The organism is Enterobacter sp. RCC_40 (assembly GCF_041360735.1).
GTDB lineage: Bacteria > Pseudomonadota > Gammaproteobacteria > Enterobacterales > Enterobacteriaceae > Enterobacter > Enterobacter ludwigii.
On the sequence record NZ_JBFUPR010000002.1, the window covers coordinates 419,363 to 432,763 of the forward strand.

Below are 13,401 nucleotides of genomic sequence, written 5' to 3' on the forward strand. Positions count from 1 at the left end.
CCATATCGTGGCCGGCCGCCATCAGTTGTTTGCACCGCAGGCCCTTCTCGGAGACGTCGACGGTTCGGTTGAAGATCAGCTGATGGCAGTGGGAACATTACTGCTGCGCACGCTGTTGAGACCCGACGTAAGTAGCGTCGAAGCCATGGTCATGGCCGACAAGACGAATCAAAAGTCGTTAAGCAAACTCCATTATGAAGCCGGGCCCGCTCATGTCATCGCTCAAATCGAAGCCCTTCTACGTCAGTTGCACGCGAAGGGGCTGCTGAAGGTTCCCGATCCTCTTCAGTCCGCTCGCTTGTTTGCCGCGCCTTTCAAAGGCTCCGACCTTCTAATTATCGCATGCTTCGATGAGGCCAGAGCAGGGGACAACAACGAAATCGAATCATATTGTCGATCGGCCATCGGCATGTTCATCGCTGCGCACGGTGGCACCCAGGAGGCGATAACGCGGCTGTGATCTTGCCCGATATTCCCGCTCACGTCTTGGTCGCAGCGTAAAGCCAAGGTGTGATGCATCTTCGCGTCTTAAAGCCACCTAAATGTCCGGGATGGCCGCCCCGCGCTCATAAGGGACAACCATCCTCAAATCTCCCATATTGCAGGAGATTTGAGGATGAACACTTACCGTGGAACAAAGACCGTATCGTCGGCCAAAAAGACCACTTCAGATATCTCATATCTGGAGGATCCGAATCCGGCTGGAACTGAAAGGTAAGACGCGCGATTTGGCTCTGTTGAATATGGCTTTGGACAGAAAGTGCTGTGATCCGGTAAAACTCAAAGTATCTGATGTTGCATATGGTAGCTCTGTTTCAAGCAGAGCAATGGACCGTGGGTTCAGAAATCATCATCGACGGCGGCGTTTCAATCTAAGCCACCAAAATAAGATTTACAATTCATCAAGCCCGCCACCTTTTATGGCGGCGGGCTGGTATTTTACCCGGAGGTTGAGATGTCTACCCATGACCTGACACAGATTAGCCACCCACTTCATAACCATCATACAATTTTTACGATGGTTTAACTCTCTGCTTGAATGTGACCAGCTCAGTCTGAGCACCTTAGACACCCAAAACCACTGAGCAGGCTCAGACCAGATTTTAGGCTTTGAGATAAGAATGTCACCCGGAGTGAAGAGTGGTGAAGAGTCACGCTCTAAACGAACACCGCTTAAGCTATTGAAATTTATTACACAAATAGCAAAGGTGAATAGGGTGAATACTTTTCTACAAAATGATTTTTCTATGGTATGTGTTCAACGTTCTGCTCAGAAGAATGATCTCATCCAAATTACTTGTGTATGGGAAGGATTTTTTGTTAAATTTACAATAAAAACATATAATTAAGTTGTTTTCATTAATCATGTGCTGGGTAAAGCTATGTCGTTGATTTTTAAGTATAGAAAGCTATATGACTCTGAAACTATGGAGTTGGATAAATACACGCTAGATATATTGATGAATAATCGAATATTTTTTTCAAAGGCAGAAAATTTTAATGATCCGTATGACTTTTTACCCACAATTAATTTAGCTCCTGAGAAAATCGAACGATATTGCAATGAAGTATTACCGATTGAAGTTGGAGAAGGTTTTAAGAAGGCTATAGCTTCCACTTCTGAGCAAGCAATTGAAAAGCTGTTTATTGAAAAATTTAGAGATGATTTCGCAGTATTTTGTGCTACGAGAGATCATAAGAATTTTTTAATGTGGTCTCATTACGGTGATAATCATAAAGGAATATGTATCGCATTAAAAACACATAAAAATATCGAAAATAATGACGTGTTGCATGTGGAAACAGACCAGTTTAAAAAAGTCAGAGCTAGGAGTAATGAGACATGCTTTCCATTGTTTCCGGTACGGTATAGTAATGTGCGACCACCACAATTCGATTTTGTAGAAAATGTTATTGATAAAAAAGTGCCTGATTTCATATTGACCAAGTCAAAAGTTTGGGAGTATGAGGATGAAGTTCGTGCAGTTATGTTGATCACTAATACGGATACCCAGTTGGTAAAATTAAAGAAAAACCAAATTGCTGAAGTATTTATTGGAAGTCAAGTACCGCAAGAAATAAAAGATAAGTTAATTGAAAAGCTTAAAGGTAAAGGCATTATTATTAACGAAATGAGGTTGTCTCCAACTACGTATGATTTAAGAACGATCGAGATAATAACAAGGTTAGATTGTGAAGGCATTTTGAAACTAATTGAGTATGGTGTCGAAGACACCTAACAAATAATTTAAGAGTGATTCAGCAATCTTGGCATTTTTGGTTTGGGGTGATTTGAGTGTTATAGTAATCAAATTGAGTTTCGTAGTTTCGTAGTTTCGTGCTTCACACCTTAATTGGGCGTTAATGTCCGCTTTTCGCTCAAAGCGGACCTTCCGTTCCCAGCAGCCTTTATCCTTGAACTCCTTCCTGCCGTATCTCCTTCGCCCTTCCATACGAATAATCAACTCAGATCCGACTTTAGCTTTTTTCGGATCTGCACAGAAAAAGTGAGAAAATCACATATCCATGGCCTATGCAGATGCCATGAATCTGCATAGGTGTAACATGCGCAAATCCTTAACATCTGCAAAAGTTCAGGAGAAAATCATGCGAACCGTATTGATGCTTAAAAACGGCAATAACCGTGCTATTCGTCTGCCCCACGATCTGGATTTTGAGAGGGTAGCGAGCTGGAGATCGTTCGGGGTGGGGACAACGCCATTCTGCGTCCCGTCCGGCCGACCTTGGGCCCGTTCGCCAGCCTGGAAAAGGCTGAGGCTGCATTAAAAATGTACCTTTGCCAGGCTGGGTGTATTTCCTTTATCAACAAGATGCACAGAAAATATTTATACCAAAGGCTTTTTTACTTTCACACCTGAAGAAATTTCAACAAACTGAATCAGTTGCTGGAGTACGTTCCAGATCTCTTCCTGCCGTGCTGAAAGAATGGTCCACCCCAGGATATCCCCTTTTTGAAGAGCTTCGCCCGGTTTCTTCATAAATTCAAAAGACTGAATATAACTGGTCAGGTTTTTTGGTAGGATTTTGCCTCTCCCATTTAGCACTGTAGCACTTTGTTCCGCCTTAAAGAAAAACGAAACAGCTTTCCTGCCCTGGAAAACCGACTCTGCTTTTGGTTCAGCACATTGAGAAATATCTATCAGATGTTCAAACATACTATTTCCGGTTGCAAGCTCATACAGTAACGGAATTGTACGCCCCCCGAGCCTTCCGTTAACTTCTACTATTGCAGGGCCGGAATTAGTGTAAATCATTTCGATATGAAAAATACCGTTATCGAGCCCAATTTTACGCAGTGCTGACATTGCCAGTTCAAAACATGCTTGCTCCTCGGCCTTATTAAGAGAAGAAGGCATAACACTCCCCAGTTCAATGACATTATCTCTCGCACAACGAATTCTGCTTGTTACCATAAATGGATAATAATCATTACCTTTGCGTCCAATCTCTACGGAAATCAGAGGTCCTGTAAGATATTTCTCTACCAGAAAACCACGATTAAAAAAATCGGTATAGGAAGAGGGTAATTCGCGGATTTCTTCCTCAATATCATTAATAAGGGTGTTGATCTGTGTACGCTCCTTAATAATGTATGCTAGGCGGCTTGAAGCTGATGTAACAGGTTTGACAATTACCGGCAATTCAACTGACGCCAGAACAGAAGGAAGTTCATTATAATCATTTTCATGGATCACCCAAGGGGCATTTTTATCTGTTCCTTTAAGGATTTGGCGTGATATTAATTTATTTTTAGTTGCCTTAACCGCATCCACACTGCTGAATGGAACTTTGATATGCTCGGCTGCACAGGCGGCAGCTTCTAATGAAAAATCATCGATACAGATAAGTGCGTCAACCGGCTGACTGACATTTAAAACTTCAACAGCATCTTTGACAATCTCTGGTGTATGTGTATTAGGCAGTTCAATAACATTATGGAGACGACGAAGAACATCGTCCGTTCTGGGGGAATCCCAGTCCCGTATATAAGCGAGGTTACGAAAGTAACTGACTTTGTAATTCTTTTTCAGTAACTTATCTAATAGCTCAATGCCACTGAATTCAGAGCTATTGATAACTACAATATGTTTCATGATTAACCTCAATAATAGAAAAATGGTACTTGATGATAGTCATTTGAAATTGTGATGAAGGTATTTTTTAGAAATTCCCGTATTCACATTCCCTGACACCTGGCGTTCGAATGGTTAAGTCCACGATAGTTTCATCACGCCCTGATAAAATATATAAACACTGAAACTCATCAGTGTCATAACTGAAAGATAGCGGATAGCAATTTCTACCGGCTGGCCATTTGCTTCATTTTTTAAAAAAATACCTGAACAAAGCCAGAAGACTGATGCGGTTAACAATACCAAAGTAAAGCACATTAAAGTTTCATAGTATAAGTACAGATCATCAGTGATTTTTACCGGAAAAATTACTGTTCCAAAAATAAACGATTTAGGATTAAGAAAAGTTGTGAAAAATATTTTTTTTGAATTAATAATTAGCTTCATTGAGTTTTGTGTACGCCCTGAAAACCATAACTTTAGCGAAAGCACAAAAAGATACAACGAGCATATCAATCGAGAGACGACATCTATCCACACATTAGAACTAAAAAAAAATCCTGCAGCAACAGACCACAGAGTAATACTCATGATATAACCACACCATTCTGATACCACCAAAGATGGTGCCTTATTGAAACCGTTGTTATACCCGGAATTTAAAATCAAGATATTTGTCGGCCCAGGTATGAATAGTAACGAAGCACAGGATAAGAAAAATAAGCTATGCATATTTTCTCCAGTCTTTTAATGACACTGCAATCAGAATAAAACCTATTGTCGCGGCAAAAGCAATGACCATAAATATTGATCCAGAGCTGATATTATCAACAAACCACCCTGTTGTAGCCGGATTGATTGCAGCCCCCAGACCGGTTAGCATTTGCAATGAAAAAAGACCTGCTTTGTTCGTATTTGTCTTTAGAGAATCAAGCATCAGGTACTGGGCCGGGTTAAGAAGGACTTCTCCCAGTGAGAAGAATATCATGCCTACAATCCACTGTGTTAAACGCTCCCCAGCGCCTGCGAAAATCAGCACGCCAATAATTACGCCACAACTACCAATAAAGGAACTTAAACCAATATTATCTTTAGACACTTTTGAACCTAAAGGAATCTGAAATAAAATAACAAAAAGTGCATTTGTTACCATCAGCCACGTAATAATTTGGTAAGTCGTTTCCCGGTCAAATTTTACAGTGAGCACTTGTGTTATACTTGATGAAAATCGGCCATAACAAAAAGAATAAATAAACCCAGCAAGAATAATCAAACATAAAGTAGTATTAGAGTGATTTTTATGGCTTCTCTCAACCGAAGCGGACTGAATATCTTCTTTTATTCGCCCGTCCACAATTATTCCCACTGTGTATAAAATGAATGATGTAGCGATCAAAACTCCTATCGCTCCGGAGATCCAGAACACTATTCGACCATCAAGGCTTGATAAAAGACCTCCCAGTAAAGGTCCAATAATCCATCCAATATTTATCATTGTGTAATTTATCGAAAATAACCGAGATTTGTTAATTTCATCAGCTTCTGAAATCGCAAGCTTAAGAACTATGCTGTATAAAGAATATGCAATATTTAACAATGCATAAAATAATATTATCAAAACTGGATTCTTGAACTCAGACATGGCAATATTACTGGCACTGAATATCAGCATAGCTAGGATAATACTGTTTTTGTAGTTCAGAACCTTTATCACCTTCCCACAGAAAGGTGAGCAGAACAGCCCTAGCATTATACCAGCTGTAATAATATAACCGGTTTCATCAATTCCCAGCCCTCTTTGTACATGCAAAAATACAACAAGAAAAGGTAATGTTATCCCCCTAGCTACAGTCAGGATTAACGAGGTGAAAAAAAGGCAGCGGTATGGATTATTCAACCTGCTGATTCCGATAATATAGAGTAGGTTTGTTTTCATTTGCGTAAAGTTCAGATATCACTAGTTTTAATGCCCAATAGAGGACGTTTCGATAACGATTTCCTTGATTCTTACTCTTTCAGGAGAGTTAACAAGCCAGAGCATCAATGAGGAAATATCCCCAGGTTGGAGTATAGAATCTCTGTCTCTCAGACATCCCCCGTTAATAGCCATCGGAGTGTTGATCCATCCTGGACATAAAACTGTAAAACGAATTTTATTAAGCGCAGGATCTGACGATAAGGCTGACATATAAAGCTGTAACCCTGCTTTAGAGGCCCCATAAATACCCTTATCAGCGAAGCCTATTTTTCCCGCTCTTGAGGAAAGGCAGATCACCAACGGTGCATTCGCTCTCAAAAGCAATGGCAGCAAGTCATTTATGACAAAAACAGGTCCCAGCAGATTACTGTTAATTACATCATGTATTTCGTTTTCTGTTGCCCCTGTGGTTTTATTACAGGTGATCCCTGCTGCAAGTATCAGCAAATCCAAATAGCCGAACTCTGCTATTCGGTCACGGATATGCCTGACATCATCTGTAGCCTGAATGTCGGCACAGATAGTATGGAGCTTGTTTTTGTACTGCTCCAATCTGGCGACAAGCCTCCCCAGTTTGTGACGGTCACGACCTACCGCAATGACCCGGAATCCGTTCTCCAGCAAGTCATCAACACTTTTCTGCCCGACTCCCCCCGTCGCACCGATAACCAGTGCGACGCGGTCTGCGGAAGTATTCTGGGTGTTAGTCGTTCTGGTGAAGAACGGCATTTACTCCTCCCCATACACTGCTGTCAGTAGTCAGCACTTCAACACTACCAGTCATACTGTTACGTCGGAACAGGAGATTGTTTTTGCCTGACAAATTGCGAGCATAATCGACGGAACCGTCCGGCAGCGTCACTTTCGTACCTGACGTTACATATAACCCGGCCTCCACAATGCAGGAATCTCCCAGAGAGATCCCTATCCCTGCATTAGCCCCCAGTAATGAGTCTTTACCTATCTGATTTTTCTGTTTACCGCCGCCAGAGAGGGTTCCCATGATTGAGGCTCCTGCGCCGACATCACTTCCATCACCGACGGTAACCCCCGGAGTGATCCTTCCCTCAACCATGCATTTTCCTAAAGTACCTGCATTAAAGTTGATAAAACCTTCATGCATTACAGTCGTTCCCTGGGATATGTAGGCTCCCAGACGAACGCGGTCAGCATCAGCTATACGCACGCCTGAAGGAACCACGTAGTCAACCATCCTTGGAAATTTATCAACACTGAATACGGTAAGTTGATGATCATCATCCGCAATAAGGTGACGTAAACGTTGTACATATTCCGGGAAAACCGGGCCGGCACTCGTCCAGGCTACATTCGGAAGGTGCTGAAAAATTCCGTCCAGATTTATTTCGTTCGGTTTGTATTCACGGGATGAAAGAAGATGCAAACGGAGATATGCATCTTCTGTTGACGTGATATCCTTTGATATGTCTGTCTCAATTTCAAAGGATTCGCATCGTATAATTTTGTATTTAACGGCAAGGCAGGAACGCTTATTCATATCTCCGGTTGGATAATAAGCGTCAATCGTCTTACCACTGTTGATATCTATGTATCGATTTCCCGTTCTCTTAATGCTATACGTAATCATTTTTTGGCCTCTGAGATTGTTCTGACCACAGTACCTTTTTGTATATCAAAGTGTTTTCCATTGCCAGCAATCATTTTGTTAACCAGAACTGAAACATCGCCCCCCGTTTTATCGGAATTCACCTGATTATACCGAGAGTTTACATCTATAAAGCGCATTACAAATGCGCGACGTGATAACTGAATACCCGGTAAAAAACGATTGCTTTTGTGGAATACGTCTTTATCGAATGCAATTGCATCGCCGGGAGCAAGGCGATAACGTACCGATTCGCTGTCGAATAAGTTACGAGCAAACCCTGAAATGTAAAGAGATTCACTGAAAAGGTGTGGGATCTTTTCCTGAATAAATGGATAAAGCTCTTTAAATTTTTTTTGTTCCTCAGTTCTGAATCTCGGTCCAAGCACGGTTTTAAATATTGCAGGTATTTTATACTTCCCCTCAGTCAGCGATTTGGTTACTTTTGATTGTAATTTGTAAAACTCATGGCCAGAGAATGCCTGTGTGGAAAGGAGACTCATCCCACCATCCTGCTTTTCCGGATCAACATCATCAAGAGCAATCCAAATAGAGAAAGCCCTGTCTTCCGGGTAGATATATTTGAAACTGGTTACACCGATATGCCAGTCAAAACCAACAGAGTTACTGTCCGTTTCAAAAATTATCCCATCAGTAAATACACAGTCCTGATAACCTAGTTTTTTAACAAGTTCAGAAAATTTTTCCGTACGTATAAAAGACAGGATTTTTTCATCTTCTATCGCGACATTATATGTATTTCTTTTGAATGAATCAAAGGCACTATTGCTTTTCGTCTGATTGTTAATATCACGAAGATACTCTACCATTTCTTTTGAGATCAACTCCCTAACATCCGTAAATCCATGCTGAAGATAATAATCAGCATCAACACGGGTATTATTTCCAAATAAAGAAACTGTTGTTAAATCGTTATTTTTCATAATTAACTCCATGTATGTTAGTTCGAAAGCATCCCGACTAGGTCGGATTTGTTTAAATTAAGAGCATTCAGATAGTTATGATAATAATCAAGGCCATCTGTATTCACCTTCAGGGCCTGTAGCATTTGAGTAATCTGGTTGACATAGTCCCGAGTGACCATAAAATTTTCGCCAGATATTTCAGCAAACCAACCCATCGTTAATAACCCAGGATAGTCCTCCTGAATCATACGGCCTGTTTTAAGAGAATTGAGTGATTTTTCTGACAATGAGCGATAGATACTTTTTGTGCTCTTTGCCATTTCGAGGAAAGTAGGTTGCTGAGGAAGCCCATATTGTTCAGTCAACATAGTGGTAAAAAGCCGCGTCTCAGCCCCGTAAGAACGAGCGAGTGCAACACGCTCATGATCAAGTGCATCAATCAGACCGGCATTTTCCTCATGAACACCATCACTATAATGAAGGTATTGAGTTCCTGAAGCTGTCTTTGTGAGATTTGTTTTATCCAGGGCGACAGCAAGATGAATAATGTAACCCAGTGGATCAAACTGCAAATCCAAAGGTCTTACTTGTTCAAACTGATGTTGATTATCAGGTACGGACGGTCCGGAGAACAACTGAATGACACAATTCATAGCTTCATCAGGTTTTTCACTGAGTGTAGCGACTCGAGTGACGTTTTTCCTTTTAAACTCGATGATGTTATCAATACACCTGGTTCCGTAGAAACTGTCTTCCACCATCAGCAAATGCAATTTATTCAACCGCGAGCTTTTACGCCATTTGTCCATAAGGCAGAGTTGTCCACCCTGGCCTGCCCGAACAAACGTTATAGTAGCTCCCGGATTTATTGGGCAAGCTTCAAGATATTCAATCAGCATCTTACGTAATAATGGAATATCCGGTACAGTAACAATAACTGCAACTGCACTTTGCATCAGATATCTGATGTCGTGATTTATCGCATGGACGTTCTGAGAAGGAAATATTGTTTCATTTACTTCCCCTGTCATGATGTTCTCACATCTGAATGACTTTTTCCCTGAGTTTTGCTGAAACAGATGATTTCCGTAGTGCATCAAAACCAGATGGGGGTCAAGGTTTGTTTCATTTCTTCTCAGGAACATGTCTACCGCAAGTGTCGACCCCACATGGCCGCCACCAATAATAATTACGTTTTCCATCATACAACCCTGTATGTAGTATTGCCTTAGTTTCGAATGGATATCATGGTGTTACCAGAAAATGAATCAACGACTTTCTGTGACACGACATAGGAACGTAATAAAAGGCGCTGGATATTGTCTGACGTAAAAATATCACGACCATGAACAGCATAATTATTAGGAATGATTAAAGCTTCCCCTTTCTGAATACTGTGACCATTTTCGCGTCCTGCCTGAAGCGCAATTGTAGCCAATTTGTCCAGTAATTCATCAGCCTGCTTGTACAAGGTCTCACTTAGACCAAGTGCTGGTTTAATGTTAGAGAAGTTAAGTTTAATCTTGATTCTCCCATTTAGTTCCTGTTCTATAACTTTCATTTTCCTTATTTCTTCATTGGGCCACAATAATTTACTACCGGCACGCATTTCAAATATTTCACTTTGTAGAATAGATAATTCTTCATTCGTAAAATATTCCACCAACTGTGCAGAAGTGGCCAGAAGGGTTTTAGGTATGTCGCCATTCGCTATATGAGGTACCAGTACCAGATACTCGGGTCTGCACCTGTCTGATGCAAAACATAGATCATTATGCATCGAGAGCAATTCAGAACTACTACTCAACTCTCTGGAAGTCAGGGTAGGGCGAATATCAGTTACGTAACTTTGATTATAATCAGAGTATGCAACACATCTGCCAATTGACTCACCCAATATCAGAAGGAGAATTTTACTTAATTCGATATTTTCAAATTCAGGCAGATTTCGGATAAGCAAAGGGGCATGAAAGTCGAAGGCTTTCGCTATTCTTCCACCTGTAAGATTATCCTTTATCTCTTTAATTCTGGAAAGATAACGACTCTGAATTTGACCGGGGCATTCACTGTGAATACCTCGCACCACCAACGACAGTTCATCTTTTTCATTTTCATTTAAAGATATAGCTGAATAATTAAAAACATCCATATTGAACTCACATTTGATTATCTGGATAACACTCAGATTAAAAATGGTTATTGACATTATTTTCAAATAGCTAATTGTAAGTAAATATTAATAAAATAAGTAATTAACTATTCTTAAAAAGAATAAGTGATTTTAGGTTCATGAACATTATTATCTATAAGCAGAAAATTCTTTAATGTCAGGATGAGAATATTTTCATATTGAAATTTTTCCTTTTCACTGTCTTTTTATCTCCCTCAACCCATCTGGTAGCAGCACTTCATTGAATTGTCAAAATAGTTAAGGATTAATATAAAATGTAAAAAATGTGTAAATAAACGACGGTTTTTTGTAAGTCACCGTCTCTCCTATGACGTACTACAGGGATTGCGAATGGGAGGGCGGTCCGGATTCTGCCCCTGCTCCCGCGCGGCCCACCAGATGCGCTGTTTTCAGCAAGCGGGCAGCGTTTTGTTTCGGCAGAAATGTTTACTCTCAGGGGATACCAATGCCGGTAACTGGGGGAGAAGAGAAAACGGAGAGTGGGTTCTCTTTGACTGAGAAAGGTTTGGCACGGGCAGTCCGGCTATCGACCTCGCCCCGCTGGTAAAGGGGATGGGCTCCAGGCAAAGCATTTTATAGCTTGCGGAGCGTTACAGCGTTCATTATCTGCATATGCCTGCCCGACAGCTAGCGACGGAAATAACCCTTGCTAAAGCATGGATTGTGTCAGAGGTGGTGTCCCTGCTCTATGACCGGAACAACACAGATTTTGAGCTGTACCTGAACTGGTACAGAGAAAGGCTTCCCGGCTGGCTGGACGAGGCTATCTCAGTACTTTAACCCTTCGTCTGCATGGGTTTTTATATTATTAAGGCCGAAATACTGGCTCACAGACCAGCTGAATTTCGGCCCTTAAGCTCTGGCCTTAGTGCGCCGTGATATACGGCTCCTTGACGAACTCCGCCAGCAGCCAGACCATATCATGTAGCAGACCGGTCAGCTCTTTTGCCACGTTTGCAGGCAATGTTCCACCCATTACCGCCTGCGTTAACGCCAGCGCATAGTCCACCTGGAGCGACGTATCCTGCCAGCAGTCCGGAACGCAGGAGACAATCTTCTCTCCTGCAATCAGCTGTTCGACCAGATAAGGCGGGAGGGCAGAATCACAACGCGCGCGAAGGCGTTTAAGGACTGCCAGCAAACGCGTACACAGTGTTGCATGGGTGACCGCATCGTCGGTTTCTACCAGCACGCTTACATACGCGGTGCAGGCATCGGCCAGTTCGAAGAGATCTGCAGATTCAGGCAGTTGTAGATGAATCAGATGGTGTATAGCGCTTTCTTCAGAGAGCGCGTAAGACAGGGAAGGGACAGTTGTCATGTGATTTTCCATTTTAAAAAAACTCCAGACCATCCAATAAGTTCCTACGCTCATGGGTGGTAGCGCTGACGGAGGTAGGAATACCGCACACGACAAAAACGGCCAACCTTTCGGTTGCTCCGCCAGCGCGACCGTAGTGTAACGGGATGAGCGCTGCCGCGACAAAATAATTGTCGTATCGTGATATGCGGGTTCCTACGCCCGGTTGCGGATGTGCCGCAACGCAGGCACTTTACAGCCGGGAGGAGAGTAAGAAAAGCAGTAACCCTGAATTACACAGGGTTACTTACAGGTTTGCGAGGCGGCTTCCAGAAAGGCCTTAGCGGGCGCAAGCAACGCCGCGCCATTACCCTTCACTCAGCATCGCCAGAAACCGTTTCACCGTCCGCGAACGTTCAAAACGCCGCCAGCACAGCGCGATATCGGTATAAAGCTCCGGTGATGTCAGCGCATGGTAGGTCACATTGGGGGGCGAAATGGCGGCCATCGACTTCGGCACCAGGGCGAACCCGCCGCCAGCGGACACCATGCTCAGGGAAGAGGAAAGTTGCGAAGACTGCAGCGTGTGCTGCACGTCAATTCCGGCCCGCTCGCAGCAGCCGTAAACGCGATCGTACAGCCCTGGCGCGACCTCCTGCGGGAACAAAACGACCGGCGTATCACGAAGCTGGTCCAGCGCCAGCGATCCACACTTCGCCAGTGGATGGTCGCGATGCAGCGCCACAACCATCGGCTCACGGTCGAGAATTTTTAGCTCAAACGCTTTGCTGCTCTCACACGGCAGACGCACAAACGCGATATCCAGCTCACCCTCCGCCAGCATCGCCGTCAGCGAAGACATATTGGCTTCTACCTGGTGCACTCTCACCGCCATGTTCTGCAGCTGATACTGGCGAATAAGGGTGAAGATTTTGGGGTGAAAGGCGTCTGAACTGGTGATCCCAATCGACAGACTGCCGTTCAGCCCGCGGGCAATGCCCCGGGCTTTCTCCAGCGCGGCGTCGCTCAGCGCCAGGATCTTACAGGCGTCCTCATAGAAGGCTTCTCCCGCTTCAGTCAGCTCCACGCCTCGCGTCAGGCGTCTGAATAACGGCGTGCCCACTTCTTCCTCGAGCCGTTTAATCTGCTGACTCAGAGGAGGCTGTGAAATACCCAGCGCTTTGGCCGCTTTGGTGAAGTGTCGCTCACGTGCAACGGCGACAAAATACCGCAGATAACGAAGTTCCATATCAAAAACGTCTCAAACCAGCATGGATTCTATATTGGA

Annotated in this window: 12 protein-coding genes and 2 pseudogenes; 4 read left to right on the forward strand and 10 right to left on the reverse strand. The window is 43.0% G+C overall.

The window, feature by feature from the left end:
• The first annotated feature begins 7 nt into the window (after positions 1 to 7).
• The 4 genes and pseudogenes from AB6731_RS10120 to AB6731_RS10135 all read left to right on the forward strand — a co-directional run bounded on the left by AB6731_RS10120 (position 8) and on the right by AB6731_RS10135 (position 2,879).
• The gene (locus AB6731_RS10120) at positions 8 to 460 is read left to right on the forward strand and encodes a TetR/AcrR family transcriptional regulator C-terminal domain-containing protein (protein ID WP_371006313.1); all 453 of its coding nucleotides are present in this window, start codon (positions 8 to 10) and stop codon (positions 458 to 460) included.
• Between the two features lie 156 nt (positions 461 to 616).
• Positions 617 to 827, forward strand: a pseudogene (locus AB6731_RS10125) (integrase); the annotation flags it as partial.
• 555 nt (positions 828 to 1,382) lie between these two features.
• Positions 1,383 to 2,240 (forward strand): DUF2971 domain-containing protein, encoded by an 858-nt coding sequence (locus AB6731_RS10130; RefSeq protein ID WP_371006314.1) that lies wholly within the window; start codon positions 1,383 to 1,385, stop codon positions 2,238 to 2,240.
• A gap of 367 nt (positions 2,241 to 2,607) precedes the next feature.
• Positions 2,608 to 2,879: pseudogene (locus tag AB6731_RS10135) on the forward strand (hypothetical protein).
• Here the strand turns inward: AB6731_RS10135 and AB6731_RS10140 are convergent.
• From AB6731_RS10140 to AB6731_RS10185, 10 genes are all read right to left on the reverse strand, one after another.
• Entirely contained in the window at positions 2,847 to 4,115 is a 1,269-nt protein-coding gene (locus tag AB6731_RS10140) for an acetyl-CoA carboxylase biotin carboxylase subunit family protein (protein WP_371006315.1), read from the reverse strand. The pseudogene AB6731_RS10135 and the gene AB6731_RS10140 sit on opposite strands and share 33 nt — an antisense overlap.
• Before the next feature lie 114 nt (positions 4,116 to 4,229).
• Positions 4,230 to 4,826: a LysE family translocator gene (locus AB6731_RS10145; RefSeq protein ID WP_371006316.1), complete on the reverse strand. Its 597-nt coding sequence runs from the start codon at positions 4,824 to 4,826 to the stop codon at positions 4,230 to 4,232.
• The gene (locus tag AB6731_RS10150; protein WP_371006317.1) at positions 4,819 to 6,030 is read right to left on the reverse strand and encodes an MFS transporter; all 1,212 of its coding nucleotides are present in this window, start codon (positions 6,028 to 6,030) and stop codon (positions 4,819 to 4,821) included. Before AB6731_RS10150 ends, AB6731_RS10145 begins: the two co-directional genes overlap by 8 nt.
• Before the next feature lie 27 nt (positions 6,031 to 6,057).
• Positions 6,058 to 6,801, reverse strand: coding sequence for an SDR family NAD(P)-dependent oxidoreductase (locus tag AB6731_RS10155; protein WP_371006318.1), 744 nt, complete (start codon positions 6,799 to 6,801; stop codon positions 6,058 to 6,060).
• Positions 6,776 to 7,678: a DapH/DapD/GlmU-related protein gene (locus AB6731_RS10160; protein WP_371006319.1), complete on the reverse strand. Its 903-nt coding sequence runs from the start codon at positions 7,676 to 7,678 to the stop codon at positions 6,776 to 6,778. Before AB6731_RS10160 ends, AB6731_RS10155 begins: the two co-directional genes overlap by 26 nt.
• Entirely contained in the window at positions 7,675 to 8,640 is a 966-nt protein-coding gene (locus tag AB6731_RS10165; protein ID WP_371006320.1) for a hypothetical protein, read from the reverse strand. The genes AB6731_RS10160 and AB6731_RS10165 overlap by 4 nt, the downstream gene beginning before the upstream one ends.
• Before the next feature lie 17 nt (positions 8,641 to 8,657).
• Positions 8,658 to 9,824 (reverse strand): NAD/NADP octopine/nopaline dehydrogenase family protein, encoded by a 1,167-nt coding sequence (locus tag AB6731_RS10170; protein ID WP_371006321.1) that lies wholly within the window; start codon positions 9,822 to 9,824, stop codon positions 8,658 to 8,660.
• Between the two features lie 26 nt (positions 9,825 to 9,850).
• The gene (locus AB6731_RS10175) at positions 9,851 to 10,771 is read right to left on the reverse strand and encodes a hypothetical protein (protein WP_371006322.1); all 921 of its coding nucleotides are present in this window, start codon (positions 10,769 to 10,771) and stop codon (positions 9,851 to 9,853) included.
• Between the two features lie 907 nt (positions 10,772 to 11,678).
• Positions 11,679 to 12,134 (reverse strand): hypothetical protein, encoded by a 456-nt coding sequence (locus tag AB6731_RS10180; protein WP_025204709.1) that lies wholly within the window; start codon positions 12,132 to 12,134, stop codon positions 11,679 to 11,681.
• 346 nt (positions 12,135 to 12,480) lie between these two features.
• On the reverse strand, positions 12,481 to 13,362 hold the full coding sequence (locus tag AB6731_RS10185) for a LysR family transcriptional regulator (protein WP_020885043.1): 882 nt from the start codon (positions 13,360 to 13,362) through the stop codon (positions 12,481 to 12,483).
• Positions 13,363 to 13,401 lie beyond the last annotated feature (39 nt).